This window comes from Delftia sp. WSY_16, from assembly GCF_043104415.1.
Lineage (GTDB): Bacteria > Pseudomonadota > Gammaproteobacteria > Burkholderiales > Burkholderiaceae_C > Comamonas > Comamonas tsuruhatensis.
On the sequence record NZ_JBICKS010000028.1, the window covers coordinates 34623 to 50400 of the forward strand.

The window sequence follows — 15778 nt, forward strand, 5'->3', positions numbered from 1 at the left end:
TGTGAATTGCAACTTTTGGAGGGACTGTTGCATGCAGCGCATCAAATTCGACATGGGGGAGCTGATCGCCTTCGTGACCACGGCCGAGAAGGCCAGTTTTCGCCTGGCCGCAGAAGCGCTTTTCCTGTCGCCGCCTGCCTTGAGCCGGCGCGTGGAGCGCCTGGAGTCGGTGCTGGGCGTGCGGCTGCTGGAGCGCACCACGCGGCAAGTGAAGCTGACCGAGGTAGGCCATGAATTCCTGCAGGAGGCGCGCCGGGCCCTGGCCGGCCTGGACGAGGCCGTGCAGCGCGTGGATGACCAGGTCAAGCTGCGCCGTGGCCGGGTGACGGTTGCCTGCGTGCCTTCGGTGGCCACCAATCTGCTGCCCCCGGTACTGAAATCCTTTGCCGTGGAGCAGCCCGATGTGCAGGTGCACGTCATCGACGAGAGCGCGCACCAGGTGGTGGAGGCCGTGCTGCGCGGGGAGGCGGATTTCGGCCTGAGCTTCACGGGCAGCCAGGAGCCGTCGCTGCGCTTTGAGGCGCTCACGCGCGAGCGCTATGTGCTGGCCATGCCGCGCAGCCATGCCTGGGCCGGGCGCAGCCAGGTGGAATGGGCCGAGCTGGCGGGCAAGCGCCTGGTGTCCGTCTCCCACCAAAGCGGCAACCGCCTGCTGCTGGACCAGGTCATGGCCGGCCTGCCAGAGCAGCCCGTGGCCTGGCACGAATGCAACCACGTCACGGGCGCCCTGGCCCTGGTGGAAGCGGGCCTGGGCCTGGCCGCCGTGCCCCAGCTGGCCCTGCGCCAGGACCATGCCCAGGTCTGCGGCGTGCCGCTGACCGCGCCCGATGTGTGGCGCACGCTGGGCCTGCTGCAGCGGCGCGATCGCATGCTCGGGCCTGTGGCGCAGGCGTTGCGGGAGTGTCTGGTGCAGGCCCAGGAAGCGGGCCGCTGAGCGGGAATGTCGGTTCGGCAACGGCCCGCTTGTGCGCGATGCAGATGCCCGCCTCGCTTGTGACCCGGATGCTCCCCCGAACAGCACCGACGGGGCAGGTTTAAGGCTTTATATGAGTTTCAATCATGTAATTGTGAGATAAAACCATTTTACTTCATTGATTTGGCTCCATATCATCCGCTCCCATTGTTCGTTTGCATTTTGGGAAGCAGTCATGGCCATCACTTCACCTCGGACCGCATGGTCGCCACAACCGGCTCCCGCGTTGAACCCCGGCCATCTTGCGTGAGAGCAGCTATGACACGTCCACTTCGTCTGGTCGCCGTATCCGGCGGACTGCAGCGCCCCTCCAAGTCTGCCGCCCTGGCAGAGCATCTGTCTGATCTGATCGCCGACGAAGTTCCGTGCGAACAACGCCTGGTGGAACTGGGCCAGCTCGCGCCGCAGCTTGCCGGCGCGGTGTGGCGCTCGCAGTTGCCCGAGACGGTGGAGCGGGAGCTTGCGGCGGTGGAGCAGGCGGATGTGCTGGTGGTGGCCACACCGGTCTTTCGCGGCGCCTACACCGGACTGTTCAAGCACTTCTTCGACTTCGTCCACCAGGACGCCTTGATCGACAAACCCGTGCTGCTGGCGGCCACCGGTGGAAGCGAGCGCCATGCCCTGGTGATCGACCACCAGTTGCGGCCGCTGTTCAGCTTCTTCCAGGCGCGCACCCTGCCACTGGGTGTCTACGCGACCGACAAGGATTTCGTGGACTACCGCCTGCACGACGAGGCACTGCTACAGCGGGCCGCGCTGGCGGTTCAGCGGGCATTGCCGCTGGTCGAGCTGAGGCAGCGCACCATGCCCCATCTGGCCGAATCAGCGGCTGTTGCCTGAAGAAAACAACGGTTTTCTCCCCACGCCCATGGGCCACCCGAACTCATGAAGCTGCTGGCCGGCCAGGACGTGATGGTGGGCCAGGCGCAGGGGAACATCCCAGGAATTCATGGTTTGCCCTGTATCGGATTCAGGCAGCTGTCTTGGAAAAAGACACTGAATCTGTTCAATGGCCAGACACTTTCGGCCCTGGCACGGGCTGCCTGGCCCCGGGGGGCGCAAGGCCGTCCCTGTCTTGGTGCCGCCTGGGTGCAGCCTGGGCGTGCCTGGCACAAAGCATGCATGGTCCCCTTGCAAAACGGCAGGCCCAGCCAGGCCATCAAGCCGCAAACCCCAAAGGAGACAAACCATGCACCGCCGCCCCTTCCTCCATTGCACCATCGCACTCGCCGCCATGGCCGCTGCAGCTCCTGCTGCACTGGCCCAGCAGGGCGAGATCCGCATTGCCCACGTCTACAGCAAGACCGGCGCGCTGGAGGCCTATGGCAAGCAGACCCAGGCCGGGCTGCTGATGGGGCTGGAGTACGCCACGGGCGGCAGCATGGCGGTGAATGGCAAAAAGCTGGTGGTGATCGAGAAGGACGACCAGGGCAAGCCCGACCTGGGCAAGAGCCTGCTGGCCACGGCGTATTCCGATGACAAGGCCGATCTGGCCGTGGGGCCCACATCGTCCGGCGTGGCGCTGGCCATGCTGCCGGTGGCCGAGGAGTACAAGAAGATTTTGCTGGTGGAGCCGGCCGTGGCCGATTCGATCACGGGCGACAAGTGGAACAAGTACATCTTCCGCACGGGCCGCAACTCCAGCCAGGACGCCATCAGCAATGCGGTGGCCATCGACAGGGCGGGCGTGACGATTGCCACGCTGGCCCAGGACAATGCCTTCGGCCGCGACGGGGTGAAGGCCTTCAAGGACGCCATCAAGAAGGGCAAGCTGGCGCATGAGGAGTACCTGCCCGCCGCCACCACGGATTTCACGGCAGGGGCGCAGCGGCTGATCGACAAGCTCAAGGACCAGCCGGGCAGGAAGATCATCTGGATCGTGTGGGCCGGGGCGGGCAATCCGTTCAAGATCGCGGACATGGATCTCAAGCGCTACGGGATCGAGATCGCCACGGGCGGCAACATCCTGCCAGCCATGGCGGCCTACAAGAATCTGCCGGGCATGGAAGGCGCCACGTACTACTACTACGGCATTCCCAAGAACCCGGTGAACGAGGCGCTGGTGTCCATGCACTACAAGCAGTACAAGACGCCGCCGGATTTCTTCACGGCCGGCGGTTTCTCTGCGGCCATGGCCATCGTGACGGCGCTCAAGAAGACAGGTGGAGACACCAAGACCAACACGCTGATCAAGGCCATGGAGGGCATGAGCTTCGACACGCCCAAGGGCCAGATGACCTTCCGCAAGGAAGACCACCAGGCCCTGCAGAGCATGTACCACTTCAAGATCCGCGTGGACCCGGCGCTGGCCTGGGGCGTGCCCGAGCTGGTGCGCGAGATCAAGCCCGAGGAGATGCAGGTTCCCATCCGCAACGGCCGCTGAGCAATGTTGCGCACAGAGGATCTGACCATCCGCTTCGGGGGCCATGTGGCCGTCAACGGCGTGAGCTGCGCTTTTGAGCCGGGCACGCTGACGGCCATCGTGGGGCCCAACGGGGCGGGCAAGACCACGTATTTCAACCTGATCTCGGGGCAGCTCAAGGCCACGGCCGGGCGCGTGCTGCTGGGCGGGCGCGAGCTGACGGGGCTGGCCCCCTCGGCGCGCACGCGGGCCGGGCTGGGGCGGGCGTTCCAGCTCACCAATCTGTTCCCGCACCTGAGCGTGCTGGAGAACGTGCGCCTGGCCGTGCAGGCGCGTGACGAGGGGCCGCACCGGCGCGGCCTGAACCTGTGGAGCATCTGGAGCGACCACCGGGCATTGACGCAGCGGGCGCTGCACATCCTCGACCAGGTGGCCCTGTCCGCCCGGCGCGACGAGGCCGTGGCCGCGCTGCCGCATGGCGACCAGCGCAAGCTGGAGGTGGCCTTGCTGATGGCGCTGGAACCCCAGGTCTATATGTTCGATGAGCCCACGGCGGGCATGAGCCATGACGAGGCGCCGGTGATCCTGGACCTGATACGCACGCTCAAGCAGGACCGCAGCAAGATCATCCTGCTGGTGGAGCACAAGATGGATGTGGTGCGCGAGCTGGCCGACCGCATCATCGTGCTGACCAATGGCACGCTGGTGGCCGATGGGCCGCCGGCCGAGGTCATTGCCTCGCCTGTGGTGCAGCAGGCCTACCTGGGTGTGATGCCGGAGCAGGGCGCCATGAAGGAGGCCGCATGAGCGCTGCCGCCAACCCAAACCCCAACCTGCTCGAACTGTCGGGCGTGCACACGCATATCGGGGCCTATCACATCCTGCATGGCGTGGACCTGGCCGTGCCGCGCGGGCAGCTGACCATGCTGCTGGGGCGCAACGGCGCGGGCAAGACGACCACGCTGCGCACCATCATGGGCCTGTGGCGGGCCAGCCAGGGGCGCATCGCCTTTGGCGGGGCCGACATCACGGCCCTGCCCACGCCCGCGATCGCGCGGCTGAACATTGCCTATGTGCCCGAGAACATGGGCATCTTCGCGGACCTGACGGTGCAGGAAAACCTGCTGCTGGCCGCGCGCGGCGCCTCGCGCGCCGACCGCATGGACGCGCAGCGGCTGCAGTGGATCTTCGGCATGTTCCCGGCCGTGGAGAAGTTCTGGAACCACCCGGCCGGCAAGCTGTCGGGCGGGCAAAAGCAGATGGTGGCGGTGGCGCGCGCCATCGTGGAGCCGCGTGATCTGCTGATCGTGGACGAGCCCAGCAAGGGCCTGGCACCGGCCATCATCGAGAACATGATCGCGGCCTTCGCCCAACTCAAGGCGGGCGGCACGACGATTGTGCTGGTGGAGCAGAACCTGGGCTTTGCGCGCCGCCTGGGCGACCGCGTGGCGGTGATGGACAACGGCCGCGTGGTGCACGCGGGCGGCATGGCCGAGTTCTCGGCAGACGCGGCGTTGCAGCAGTCGCTGCTGGGGCTTTCGCTATGAACAAGCTGAACAGGCTGGATGTGGATTTCAAGCCGCTGCTGCTGGTGCCCGTGCTGGCCCTGGTGGCGCTGCCGCTGGTGGGCTCGGCCTCGACCTGGCTGACGCTGACGGTGGCGGGGCTGGCCATGGGGATGATCGTGTTCATCATCGCCTCGGGGCTGACGCTGGTGTTCGGGCTGATGGACGTGCTGAACTTCGGCCACGGCGTGTTCATCGCGCTGGGCGCCTTCGTGGCCACCAGCGTGCTGGGTGCCATGGGCGACTGGACGGGGTCGGACCAGCTGTGGCGCAACCTGCTGGCCGTGCTGCCGGCCATGGTGGTGGCCATGCTGGTGGCGGGCGCCATCGGGCTGGCGTTCGAGCGCTTCATCGTGCGGCCCGTGTACGGCCAGCATCTCAAGCAGATCCTGATCACCATGGGCGGCATGATCATCGGCGAGGAGCTGATCAAGCTCATCTGGGGCCCGCAGCAGATTCCGCTGCCGCTGCCCCAGGGCATGAAGGGCGCCTGGCTGCTGGGCGATGCCGCCGTGGAAAAGTACCGCGTGGTGGCCGTGCTGGTGGGGCTGGCGGTGTTTGCCCTGCTGGCCTGGACGCTGTCGCGCACCAAGATCGGCCTGCTGATCCGCGCGGGCGTGCAGGACCGCGAGATGGTGGAGGCCCTGGGCTACCGCGTGCGCCGCCTGTTCGTGGGCGTGTTCGTGGCGGGCTCGGCGCTTGCGGGGCTGGGCGGGGTGATGTGGGGCATGTACCAGCAGAGCGTGGTGCCGCAGATGGGCGCGCAGGTGAATGTGCTGATCTTCATCGTGATCATCATCGGCGGGCTGGGCAGCACGGGCGGGGCGCTGATCGGCGCGCTGCTGGTGGGGCTGATGGCCAACTACACGGGGTTCCTGGTGCCCAAGGTGGCGCTGTTCTCCAACATCGCGCTGATGGTGGCCATCCTGCTGTGGCGGCCTCAGGGCGTCTATCCCGTGGCGAACCGCTGAAGGAGTGATCGACATGCTCAACCGATTGCTTTCCGGTGACCTGCCGCGCAGCCGCGTGCTGGCGGTGCTGCTGCTGTTGATCTTCCTGGGCCTGGCGGCAGCGCCGTTCGTGTTCCCGGGCGTGAAGGCGCTGAACGTGGCGGCCAAGGTGCTGATCTTCGTGGTGCTGGTGGCCAGCTTCGATCTGCTGCTGGGCTACACCGGCATCGTGAGCTTTGCGCACACCATGTTCTTCGGCATTGGCGCCTATGGCGTGGCGATTGCATCGTCGCGCATGGGCGCGGGCTGGGGTGCGCTGGCGCTGGGCCTGGGCGCGGCGCTGCTGGTGTCGCTGCTGCTGTCGCTGGCCATCGGCCTGTTCTCGCTGCGCGTGCGGGCCATCTTCTTTGCCATGATCACGCTGGCCGTGGCGGCGGCGTTCCAGACGCTGGCCTCCCAACTGTCGGAATGGACGGGTGGGGAGGACGGCTTGAGCTTCAAGCTGCCCGAGTGGCTGTCGCCCAGCTTCGAGCCCTTCGAGAATGAGGTGCTGGGCGTGCTGATCGACGGGCGCATCATCACCTACTACCTGCTGTTCGTGCTGGCTGTGGTGCTGGTGCTGGCGCTGCTGCGCATCGTCAATTCCCCGTTCGGCCGCGTGCTGCAGGCCATCCGCGAGAACGAGTTCCGCGCCGAGGCCATCGGCTACCGCGTGGTGGTGTACCGCACCCTCTCCAGCGTGCTGTCGGCCCTGTTCGCATGCGTGGCCGGGGCCATGCTGGCGCTGTGGCTGCGTTATAACGGGCCAGATACCTCGCTGTCGTTCGAGATCATGATGGACTGCCTGCTGATCGTGGTGATCGGCGGCATGGGCACCATCTATGGCGCGGCGATCGGCTCGGTGCTGTTCCTCATCGCCCAGAGCTATCTGCAGGACCTGCTGCGCGTGGCCAGCGAGGCCGCGCACAGCCTGCCCTGGCTGGCCGCGCTGCTGTCGCCCGACCGCTGGCTGCTGTGGCTGGGCGTGCTGTTCGTGTTGTCGGTCTACTATTTCCCCACGGGCGTCGTGGGGCGTCTGCGTTCTTCCCGCGCCGGAGCCTGACCAGGGCCCCTGGCGCATTCGTGCATCAGAGAACTATCACTAGGAGATGGCATGTTCAAGGCTGAAGAGTTGGCATTTTTGAATGAGCGAACGGAGGAGTCCGCCCCCTGGCGCTGGGCTTTCACGGCTCTGGCCGTAGCCACGCTGGCGGCCTGCGGCGCCGAAGGACGTGAGCCCAGCAACGACCTGCCCAAGGGCTTTACCGAGCTGGGCGCCACGGTGTATCCGGCCACGGCCACCGGCACGGGTGCCACGGCAGCCACGCAGGACTTGCTGACGGGCGGCCTGGGCAAGACGGGCCTGGGCGCCGCAGCCGCGCCCCTGTATGCGGACCCTGCCAATCCCACGGCGGCGGAGCTTCGGCGCAATGCGCTGTACTCCAACTACCGGGGCATCCTGGACCCCACGGCGGGCGGCGGCTATGGCACGCTGTACGGCCCCAACATCACGGCAGACGGGCAGGTGACTGCGGGCGAAGGGCTGATCCCCGGGCGCGAGTACCTGGCCGTGCTGGACGACGGCACGGGCCGCAAGCAGACCATGGTGGCCGTGCAGGTGCCGGACAGCTTTGACCGCAACCGGCCCTGCATCGTGCTGGGCCCGTCCTCGGGCTCGCGCGGCGTGTATGGCGCCATCGGCACGGCGGGCGAGTGGGGCCTGAAAAAGGGCTGCGCCGTGGCGCTGACCGACGCGGGCAAGGGCGTGGGCCTGCACAACCTGAGCGACGACACCGTCAACAAGCTGGACGGCACGCGCGCCACGCGCACGGATGCGGGCAGCCTGTCCTTCTTTGCCGCACGGCTGACCGATGCGGCGCGCGCCGCCTACAACGCGGCGTTTCCCAACCGCATTGCCATCAAGCACGCGCATTCCCAGCAGAACCCTGAAAAGGACTGGGGCAACGACACGCTGGCCGCGGCCCGCTATGCGCTGTACGTGCTCAATGCGCGCTACGGCACCACGCAGGACCCCGTGCCCTTCGGCAAGGACAACACGCTGGTGCTGGCGGGCTCGGCTTCCAACGGCGGCGCGGCCGTGCTGCGCGCGGCCGAGCTGGATACGGACGGCCTGATCGACGGCGTGGTGGCCTCCGAACCCGTGACCGAGATGCCCACGCGCCAGGGCTACACCATTGCCGTGGGCAATGCGACCATGCCCAACCCGGGCCGCACGCTGGCCGAGTACACCACCTACGGCAACATCTACCAGCCCTGCGCGGCGCTGGCGCCCGATGCGGCGCTGACCGAGACATCCATCTTCAACTACATAGGCCTCACCGCCATGACGGCGCGTGCCGAGGCACGCTGCACCAGCCTGGCCGCCAAGGGCCTGGTCATCGGCGCCACCACGGCCGACCGCGCCGCCAATGCGCTGAGCAAGCTGCGCCTGTACGGCTGGACGCGCGACCACGACCGCATGCACAACGCCCACTACGCGCTGGGCAACGGCCCCATCCTGTCGGCCATGTACACCATGGCCTATGGCCGGTTTGGCGTGGATGCCAACCTGTGCCGCACCAGCTTTGCGGCCGCCAATGCCACGGGCGACGTGGTGCCCGCCACGGGGGCCGCGCTGGCCCAGAGCTTTGCCACGGCCAATGGCACGGCCAACGGCACGCCCGCCACGGTGGTCTACAACGACTCGGTGGGCGGGGCCAAGGCCTGGCAGTTTGCCGTGTCGCCCTCCACGCGCGTGGCCGACTTCGGGCTGGACAACGCGCTGTGCCAGCACGCGCTGGTGACGGGCTTCGATCCGGTGACCGGCTTCAACCTGTCCGAGAGCAGCGTGCCCACGCGCGCCCAGAGCGACGCCGTGCGCGCCGGCATCAACGAGGTGCTGCACACAGCCAAGCTGCGCGGCAAGCCCACCATCATCGTGGCGGGCCGCAGCGATGCGCTGGTGCCGGTCAACCACAATGCGCGCGCCTACACGGTGCTCAACCGTGGCCTGGATGGCTCCAGCACGCGGCTGCGCTATATCGAGGTGGTGAATGCCCAGCATTTCGATGCCTTCCTGCCGTTCTCCGGCTTCGACACGCGCTTCGTGCCGCTGCACCCGTACTTCAACCAGGCCATGGATGCCGTGTGGGCCAACCTGCGCAGCAGCACCGCGCTGCCGGCCAGCCAGGTGGTGCGCACCACGCCGCGCGGCGGCCAGCCGGGCGCGGCGCCTGCCATCACGGCGGCCCAGGTGCCGCCCTTCGTGACGCGGCCCGCAACGGCCAACACCATCGAGGTCAGCGACGGGCTGATCCGCATCCCTGAGTGAGCCAGGCCCCGGGGCGGCCGGCTGCCACGGCGGCCGGCCGCTCCTGCACAGAGATTTCTTCCATGGCTTCCACAGCATCACCCTCGTCCGCATCCCCTTTTGTTGCCGTGCCGGATTCCCGCTACGCGCACTGCTCGGGCTATGAGATCCACTACATGGACTGGCAGCCTGCGCCCGGCGCGGAGCCTGCAGGTACGGTCATCGCCTGGCATGGGCTGGCACGCACGGGGCGCGATATGGATGCGCTGGCGCAGTTCCTGGCGGGGCAGGGCTGGCGCGTGGTCTGCCCCGACACGCTGGGCCGGGGACTGAGCCAGTGGAGCCGCGCGCCGCGCGAGGAATACCGGCTGAGCTTCTACGCCCGCATCGCGCGCGGGCTGTTCGATGCGCTGGGGCTGGAGCGCGCGCACTGGGTGGGCACGTCCATGGGCGGGGCGATTGGCACGGTCTGCGCCTCGGGCCTGTTCGAGCCTTCGCTGCGCGCCCGCATTGCGACGCTGGTGCTCAACGACAATGCGCCGCAACTGGCCGAGTCAGCGCTGGCGCGCATCAAGGCCTATGCGGGCGAGCCGCCGGCCTTCGACACCGTGGGCGAGCTGGAGGCGTTCTTTCGCCAGGCCTACCGGCCCTATGGCTGGCTCGGCGAGGCCGAGTGGCGCAAGCTCACCGAGACCAGCGTGCGCCGCCTGCCCGATGGGCGCGTCACGCCGCACTACGACCCGGCCATGATCGAGCAGTTCACGGCCCATGACGACGACTACGGCATCTGGCCGCACTACGACGCGCTGGAGATCCCCGTGCTGCTGCTGCGGGGCGTGGACTCGGACCTGGTGCTGCCCGAGGTGGCCAGGGAAATGACCACGCGCGGCCCCGGCGCGCGCGGCCTGCTGCACTGGCAGGAGGTGCCCGGCTGCGGCCATGCGCCGGCGCTGAACGTGCCCGCGCACTGGCAATGGGTGCTGGAGCATCTGCAGCGCGGCTGAGCATCAACCCGGGCCGGGCGCGGATGTTGCAGCCGCGCTAGCATTTGCGACGGGTGCAGCCTCGCCTTCTTTTTCGGGTGCGGGCACCGTCTGGGCAAGAGAGGCCTGACATGGGTTTTCTGGTGGAGCTGATCCGCGAGTACGGCTTCGGCATCGTCTTTCTCAATGTGTTCGTCGAGCAATTGGGCGCGCCGATTCCGGCCTACCCGGTGCTGGTCGTGACCGGTGCGCTGGAAGGCGCCGACTGGGTGCGCCTGCTGTGGCTGGTGGCCGTGGCCGTGAGCGCGGCGCTGATTGCCGACCTGTTCTGGTACCAGGCCGGCAAGGCCTACGGCCACCGTGTGCTGGGACGCATCTGCCGCATCTCGCTGTCACCCGATGCCTGCATCCGCCAGACCGAGACCGTCTACGGCCGCTGGGGCGCAAGGTCGCTGCTGGTGGCCAAGTTCGTGCCGGGCTTCGCCTCCATCGCCAGCGCGCTGGCCGGCGTGATGGGCACGCCGCTGCGCAGCTTCGTGCTGTATGACGGGCTGGGTGCGCTGATCTGGGTGGGCTCGGCCGTGTACCTGGGCTCGCTGTTCAGCTCCACGGTGGAAGACCTGCTGGGCGTGCTCACCGCGCTGGGCCAGTGGGGCCTGTTGCTGCTGGCCGTGGCGCTGGGGCTGTTCATCGTGCGCAAGTGGTGGCAGCGCCATCGCATGGTGCGGTCCCTGCGCATGCCGCGCATGTCGGTGCGCGAGCTGGCGGGCCTGCATGCCCAGGGCATGCAGCCCACGGTGATCGATGTGCGCGCCCTGCCGCAGTACCGCCAGGGCCATATCCCGGGTGCACAGTCCTGGGAGCTGCGCCCGCGCGATGGCGGCGAGTCGCATGCGCACCTGCTGCCCCAGCACGACCATCCCCACGGGGTGGTGGTCTATTGCGACTGTCCCAATGAAATCTCGGCCGCGCGGCTGGCGCGCCAGCTGCAGCGCGCGGGCTTCGCCAACGTGCGCCCGCTGGTGGGCGGCCTCAAGGCCTGGCAGGCGGCCGGCTTCGATGTGGAAACCGCGCCGCTGCCCGTGACGGCCAGCGCGGATGAGGGGCCGGCGCCCAGCGTCCCCTGACCTTGGCCTTGGTCTATTTGCCTGCCGGCATCGAGCAGTGCCCGCCTTGCGTGGCCTTGCCCGAGCCGGCCGCGATCAGCGGTGCCTCGAAGCGCAGGTCCACGGGGGGCGAGTGCAGGTGGTCCCAGGCCAGGAAGAGGACCAGCACGGCCCAGAAGACCGCGCGCAGGCTGTTCTGTTGTGTCATGGCGGGTCCTTTCAGAAATTGAAGTGGCGGCGGATGCGCAGGCCGAAGATGGTGCCGGCAAAGGCCAGCGGCACCCAGATCCAGCCGTGGATGCTGCCCGTGGAGATGCCCGAGAGCATGGCGCCCACATTGCAGCCGAAGGCCAGGCGCGAGCTGTAGCCCAGCACCAGACCGGCCACCAGGGCCACCATCCATTGCGTGCCCGTGAGCGGCTTGGCATTGACGGGCTTGGCGGCAGCCACCCACAGGGCGCCGCCCAGAATGCCGATGTTGGTGATGCTGGTCACGTCCAGCAGCACGGTTTCATGCAGGCGCGCGGCGTTGCCGGGCTGGCTCCAGAACCAGTTGCCGGCCAGGTCCACGGCGCCTGTGGCGTTGGCGATCTTGGCGGCCCACAGGCCGAAGCCGTAGACCACGCCCCAGGGCTGGCCCGCAATGATGAGGTTGAGCGTGGCCAGCACGGCCAGCAGCACGGCGCCCACCACCCACTTGCGCACGAACAGCGGCTTGGCGGGGCGCTTGAGTGCCACGTTGGCGCCACGCACATACCAGGCCACGCCCAGCGCGACCACGGCCAGCGCAGCCAGCGTGGCCAGCAGGGCAGGGGCCCAGCCCCAGGCCGTGACCAGGCCCACGGGCTGGGTGTTGCCCAGGTCCAGCCACCAGCCCAGGTGCAGGCTGCCCAGGAAGCTGCCGATGGCGAACACGGGCAGGATGGCCGCATTCATGGGAATGCCCATGCCGGCCTTGTACAGCGTGCCGCTGCCGCAGCCGTCCGCGATCTGCATGCACAGGCCGAAGACGAAGGCACCCACCAGCAGGCTGATGCTGGGCGGGCCCAGGGCAGCCGTGAGTTCGGGATAGTGGCCCAGCAGCGGCATGGCCAGCGCGGCGGCCAGCGCCAGCAGCAGCAACTGGCCGAAGACGCCGCTGGCGTCCTTGTCCTCGATCAGCATGCGCCAGCCGGTGGTGAAGCCGAAGCGCTTGCCGGCCAGCACCGCGCCCAGGCCCAGGCCCACGGCGAACAGCGCGGCCTGGCGCACCGAGACGCTCCACAGCAGCCAGCCAAAGAAAACGGCCAGGATGGCCGCAAGAGGAAGTCGTTTCATATCATTTTTCTCCATGCAGTCGCCCTCCCCCGCGAAGCGGGTAGAGAGGCGCCGTGCCACGGGGGAAGGCGCGCAAGCGCCTCAGGGGGTGTTTACTTGAACTTTTTTTCCCACCACTGCTTGGCGTCGTAGGCCAGGGATTCGGCGCGGCCGGGCTGGTTGGCCATGGGCGGCGCATCGGCCTGCTGCGTCCAGTCCACCATGGAGCCCGCATACAGCTTGACGCCCGGCAGGCCCGCGACTTCGGACAGGCCGAACCAGTCGGTGGCCGCCCAGTGGCCGGTGTTGCAGAAGGCCACCATGTCCTGGCCCTGCTCGCGCTTGACCTTGGCCGCGATCTGCTTGGCCGTTGCGGTATCGACAAAGGTGGAGGTGCCGGGCACGAACCACTGGTTGAAGTCCAGCTGCTGCGCGCCGGGCAGGGTGCCCGAGAGCTTGGCGGCCGGCGCGCGCGTCTTGCCCTGGTAGAAGGCGTCGGGGCGCGAGTCCACCAGGGCCGCGTTGCTGAGCCTGACGTGCTGGCCCACATCCTCGCGCGTGGCGATCAGGCTGGTGTCCAGCTGGGGCTGGTAGCTGCTGCGGGCCACTTTGACGGCCTCGTTGTCCTGCGGGAGCTTTTGCTCGTTCCAGGCCTTCATGCCGCCGTTGAGCACGGATAGCTCCTTGAGGCCCAGCAGCTTGAGCGTCCAGTACACGCGCGCTGCGGCGCCGAAGTCGGTGGCGTCCGCGCCCGTGGAGACCACGATGGCGTGGGTGGCCGGCGTCAGCCCCAGGGACTGCACGAGTTCGGTGAGCTTGGGCAGCTCGGGCAGTTCGCCGGGATTGGTGGCGGGGCCGCGCCATTTGCCGTAGGGAGCGTTGAGCGCACCGGGAATGTGGCGCTCGCCATAGGCCTTGGGATCGCGGATGTCGATGATGCGCACGGCGTCCTGGCCGGCGGCGGCCTGCACGCCTGCGGGCGTGAGCAGGGGTTCGGCGGCGTGGGCCGTGCCCAGGGCGGTGCAGGCAAGGCCCAGCGCCAGCAGCGGGGCCGCCAGGCGCAGAGCAGGGGAAAAGGTCTTGGTCATGATGGCTGGGGCCGGCCATGGAAGACCGGCGGGACAAGCAACAGAGGTGCAATTGTCCCGCTTGCAGCATCTATATACAAAGACGCTTATGCATTCTGCTCATGAGGCAGGGTTATATGGCGCGGTGCACAGGATGCAGGACGGCCTCAGCGCTGTGCGCCTACGGCCTTGGCGCGCTCCAGGCTGGCGTCCAGTTCGGCCTGCGGCGCCTTCTGCGTGGGCCAGCCCTGCAGGTGCTGCTGGGCGATGCGGCTCAGCGCCGTGATCCAGGGTGCGCTGTCGTTGAGGCAGGCGATGTACTCGAACTGCTCGCCGCCCGCATGCATGAAGGCCTCGCGCGCTTCCTGGCTGATTTCCTCTAGCGTTTCCAGGCAGTCGCTGGTGAAGCCGGGGCAGACCACGTCCACGCGCTTGGTGCCGCTGCGTGCCAGCTCGATCAGCGAGGGCTCGGTATAGGGCTCCAGCCATTTGGCCTTGCCAAAGCGCGACTGGAAGGTCACCAGGTATTGCGAGGGCGACAGGCCCAGGCGCTCGGCCAGCAGCCTTGCGGTCTTGCGCGATTCGCAGTGGTAGGGGTCGCCCAGGTGCAGCGTGCGCTCGGGCACGCCGTGAAAGCTCATGACCAGCTTTTCGCCACGGCCGTTGCCGCGCCAATGGGCCTCGATGCGCTGGGCCAGCGCGTCGATGTAGGAAGCGTCGTCGTGGTAGCGGTTGACGAAGCGCAGCTCGGGGATGTGGCGCTGGGTGCGGGCCCAGTCATAGACCGCGTCGAACACGCTGGCCGTGGTCGTGCCCGAGTACTGCGGGTACAGCGGCAGGATGAGGATGCGCGTGGCGCCCTCGGCCTTGAGGGCATCGAGCACGCTGGGGATGGACGGGTTGCCGTAGCGCATGGCATGGCGCACCAGCACGTTGTGCCCGGCCTCGCCCAGCCAGCCGCGCAGCAGCAGGGCCTGGCGCGCGCTCCAGTGCTGCAGGGGGGAGCCGTCCTTCTCATGCCAGACGGTGGCGTACTTGGCCGCCGACTTGGCCGGCCGCGTGCGCAGGATGATGCCGTGCAGGATGGGCAGCCAGGCAATCCTGGGAATCTCGACCACGCGGTCGTCGCCCAGGAATTGCGCCAGGTAGCGGCGCACGGCCGGGGCCGTGGGCGCGTCGGGCGTTCCAAGGTTGCACAGCAGCACGGCGGTGCGCTGGGGTTGGTCGTGGCGGAATGGGGGTTCTGGCGCAAAGCGGGATGGCATGGCCCCGATTGTGGCAGGACGCGGCGGCCTGCCATGCGAGCCCGATGACCCGGCGGCAGCCTGCAGCGGCTGCCTTCGCTATGCTCGGACCATGTCCCAAGCCACCACCGCTCCCCTCGCCGAATCCTCATTTGCCCCTGCACTGACCGCCTTGCAGCAGTTGCGCCGCAGCGGCCGCATCCGCGCCATATCCATCGATCTGGATGACACGCTGTGGCCTGTGTGGCCGGCCATCTCGCGTGCCGAACAGGTGCTGCTGGACTGGCTGCACACCCATGCGCCGGCCACGGCCGCGGCGCTGCGCGACGTGGCCGCCGTGCGCGCCATCCGCGTGCAGATCGAGCGCGATCGTCCCGACCTGGCCCATGACCTGAGCGGCCTGCGCCGCGAGTCCATCCGCCTGGCGCTGCAGCGCAATGGCGACGACGGCGCGCTGGCCGAGCCGGCCTTCGATCTTTTCTTTGCCGAGCGCCAGCGCGTGGACCTGTACGAGGACGCGCTGCCCGCCCTGCAGTTCCTGGCCGCGCGCTGGCCCGTGGTGGCCTTGAGCAATGGCAACGCCAGCGTGCATGTGGTGGGCATCGGCGAGCATTTCCATGCCGCGCTGAGCGCCAGCAAGGCCGGCATGGCCAAGCCCGATGTGCGCTTTTTCCACGCGGCAGCGGCGGCGGCTGGCGTGGCGCCTGACGAGGTGCTGCACATTGGCGACGACGCGCGGCTCGATGCGCTGGGCGCCATGGATGCGGGTATGCACGCAGTCTGGCTCAACCGCACGGGCGTAGCATGGCCTCACGAGGGGTCCACGCCCCACGTCACGGTGGCCAGCCTTGCGCAGTTGTGCCAGGGGCTGGCTGACAGCTGA

Annotated in this window: 15 protein-coding genes; 11 read left to right on the plus strand and 4 right to left on the minus strand. The window is 68.2% G+C overall.

Annotated elements, in window-relative coordinates; translation table 11 throughout:
• Window positions 1–31 precede the first annotated feature (31 nt).
• From ACF8O7_RS15070 to ACF8O7_RS15115, 10 genes are all read left to right on the plus strand, one after another.
• The gene (locus ACF8O7_RS15070; protein ID WP_016449615.1) at window positions 32–934 is read left to right on the plus strand and encodes a LysR family transcriptional regulator; all 903 of its coding nucleotides are present in this window, start codon (window positions 32–34) and stop codon (window positions 932–934) included.
• Between the two features lie 297 nt (window positions 935–1231).
• The gene (gene msuE / locus ACF8O7_RS15075; protein ID WP_016454049.1) at window positions 1232–1813 is read left to right on the plus strand and encodes an FMN reductase; all 582 of its coding nucleotides are present in this window, start codon (window positions 1232–1234) and stop codon (window positions 1811–1813) included.
• A gap of 349 nt (window positions 1814–2162) precedes the next feature.
• Window positions 2163–3356, plus strand: a complete 1194-nt coding sequence (locus ACF8O7_RS15080; RefSeq protein WP_392443709.1) for a substrate-binding domain-containing protein — start codon at window positions 2163–2165, stop codon at window positions 3354–3356.
• Between the two features lie 3 nt (window positions 3357–3359).
• On the plus strand, window positions 3360–4142 hold the full coding sequence (locus ACF8O7_RS15085) for an ABC transporter ATP-binding protein (RefSeq protein ID WP_310637088.1): 783 nt from the start codon (window positions 3360–3362) through the stop codon (window positions 4140–4142).
• Complete coding sequence (locus ACF8O7_RS15090; RefSeq protein ID WP_310637087.1) at window positions 4139–4882, plus strand: ABC transporter ATP-binding protein; 744 nt, start codon at window positions 4139–4141, stop codon at window positions 4880–4882. The genes ACF8O7_RS15085 and ACF8O7_RS15090 overlap by 4 nt, the downstream gene beginning before the upstream one ends.
• Window positions 4879–5871 carry a branched-chain amino acid ABC transporter permease gene (locus tag ACF8O7_RS15095; protein ID WP_047474935.1) on the plus strand — a complete coding sequence of 331 codons (993 nt, stop codon included), beginning with the start codon at window positions 4879–4881 and terminating at the stop codon, window positions 5869–5871. Before ACF8O7_RS15090 ends, ACF8O7_RS15095 begins: the two co-directional genes overlap by 4 nt.
• A gap of 13 nt (window positions 5872–5884) precedes the next feature.
• Complete coding sequence (locus tag ACF8O7_RS15100; protein ID WP_013803326.1) at window positions 5885–6952, plus strand: branched-chain amino acid ABC transporter permease; 1068 nt, start codon at window positions 5885–5887, stop codon at window positions 6950–6952.
• Between the two features lie 51 nt (window positions 6953–7003).
• A complete protein-coding gene (locus ACF8O7_RS15105; protein ID WP_280048022.1) occupies window positions 7004–9220 on the plus strand; it encodes a 3-hydroxybutyrate oligomer hydrolase family protein in 2217 nt (738 codons plus the stop codon).
• 62 nt (window positions 9221–9282) lie between these two features.
• Window positions 9283–10203 (plus strand): alpha/beta fold hydrolase, encoded by a 921-nt coding sequence (locus ACF8O7_RS15110; RefSeq protein ID WP_126311876.1) that lies wholly within the window; start codon window positions 9283–9285, stop codon window positions 10201–10203.
• A 110-nt stretch (window positions 10204–10313) separates the two neighbouring features.
• Entirely contained in the window at window positions 10314–11309 is a 996-nt protein-coding gene (locus ACF8O7_RS15115; RefSeq protein ID WP_016454055.1) for a rhodanese-like domain-containing protein, read from the plus strand.
• Window positions 11310–11322: 13 nt separating this feature from the next.
• Here ACF8O7_RS15115 and ACF8O7_RS15120 read toward each other — a convergent pair whose 3' ends face one another.
• The 4 genes from ACF8O7_RS15120 to hemH all read right to left on the minus strand — a co-directional run bounded on the left by ACF8O7_RS15120 (window position 11323) and on the right by hemH (window position 14916).
• Window positions 11323–11496: a hypothetical protein gene (locus tag ACF8O7_RS15120; protein WP_016449605.1), complete on the minus strand. Its 174-nt coding sequence runs from the start codon at window positions 11494–11496 to the stop codon at window positions 11323–11325.
• An 11-nt stretch (window positions 11497–11507) separates the two neighbouring features.
• Complete coding sequence (locus ACF8O7_RS15125) at window positions 11508–12605, minus strand: YeeE/YedE thiosulfate transporter family protein (protein ID WP_016454056.1); 1098 nt, start codon at window positions 12603–12605, stop codon at window positions 11508–11510.
• A gap of 92 nt (window positions 12606–12697) precedes the next feature.
• Window positions 12698–13672: a sulfurtransferase gene (locus ACF8O7_RS15130; RefSeq protein ID WP_017404609.1), complete on the minus strand. Its 975-nt coding sequence runs from the start codon at window positions 13670–13672 to the stop codon at window positions 12698–12700.
• Window positions 13673–13818: 146 nt separating this feature from the next.
• Window positions 13819–14916: a ferrochelatase gene (gene hemH / locus ACF8O7_RS15135; RefSeq protein ID WP_034367489.1), complete on the minus strand. Its 1098-nt coding sequence runs from the start codon at window positions 14914–14916 to the stop codon at window positions 13819–13821.
• A 91-nt stretch (window positions 14917–15007) separates the two neighbouring features.
• Between hemH and ACF8O7_RS15140 the strand changes: the two genes are divergently transcribed.
• Window positions 15008–15778, plus strand: coding sequence for an HAD family hydrolase (locus ACF8O7_RS15140; protein WP_016449602.1), 771 nt, complete (start codon window positions 15008–15010; stop codon window positions 15776–15778).

What these genes read in the sequence shown, in the direction of transcription:
- ACF8O7_RS15070 (WP_016449615.1), top strand. Translation starts at nt 32, where the DNA reads ATGCAGCGCATCAAATTCGACATGGGGGAGCTGATCGCCTTCGTGACC.
- msuE (WP_016454049.1), top strand. Translation starts at nt 1,232, where the DNA reads ATGACACGTCCACTTCGTCTGGTCGCCGTATCCGGCGGACTGCAGCGC.
- ACF8O7_RS15080 (WP_392443709.1), top strand. Translation starts at nt 2,163, where the DNA reads ATGCACCGCCGCCCCTTCCTCCATTGCACCATCGCACTCGCCGCCATG.
- ACF8O7_RS15085 (WP_310637088.1), top strand. Translation starts at nt 3,360, where the DNA reads ATGTTGCGCACAGAGGATCTGACCATCCGCTTCGGGGGCCATGTGGCC.
- ACF8O7_RS15090 (WP_310637087.1), top strand. Translation starts at nt 4,139, where the DNA reads ATGAGCGCTGCCGCCAACCCAAACCCCAACCTGCTCGAACTGTCGGGC.
- ACF8O7_RS15095 (WP_047474935.1), top strand. Translation starts at nt 4,879, where the DNA reads ATGAACAAGCTGAACAGGCTGGATGTGGATTTCAAGCCGCTGCTGCTG.
- ACF8O7_RS15100 (WP_013803326.1), top strand. Translation starts at nt 5,885, where the DNA reads ATGCTCAACCGATTGCTTTCCGGTGACCTGCCGCGCAGCCGCGTGCTG.
- ACF8O7_RS15105 (WP_280048022.1), top strand. Translation starts at nt 7,004, where the DNA reads ATGTTCAAGGCTGAAGAGTTGGCATTTTTGAATGAGCGAACGGAGGAG.
- ACF8O7_RS15110 (WP_126311876.1), top strand. Translation starts at nt 9,283, where the DNA reads ATGGCTTCCACAGCATCACCCTCGTCCGCATCCCCTTTTGTTGCCGTG.
- ACF8O7_RS15115 (WP_016454055.1), top strand. Translation starts at nt 10,314, where the DNA reads ATGGGTTTTCTGGTGGAGCTGATCCGCGAGTACGGCTTCGGCATCGTC.
- ACF8O7_RS15120 (WP_016449605.1), bottom strand. Translation starts at nt 11,496, where the DNA reads ATGACACAACAGAACAGCCTGCGCGCGGTCTTCTGGGCCGTGCTGGTC.
- ACF8O7_RS15125 (WP_016454056.1), bottom strand. Translation starts at nt 12,605, where the DNA reads ATGAAACGACTTCCTCTTGCGGCCATCCTGGCCGTTTTCTTTGGCTGG.
- ACF8O7_RS15130 (WP_017404609.1), bottom strand. Translation starts at nt 13,672, where the DNA reads ATGACCAAGACCTTTTCCCCTGCTCTGCGCCTGGCGGCCCCGCTGCTG.
- hemH (WP_034367489.1), bottom strand. Translation starts at nt 14,916, where the DNA reads ATGCCATCCCGCTTTGCGCCAGAACCCCCATTCCGCCACGACCAACCC.
- ACF8O7_RS15140 (WP_016449602.1), top strand. Translation starts at nt 15,008, where the DNA reads ATGTCCCAAGCCACCACCGCTCCCCTCGCCGAATCCTCATTTGCCCCT.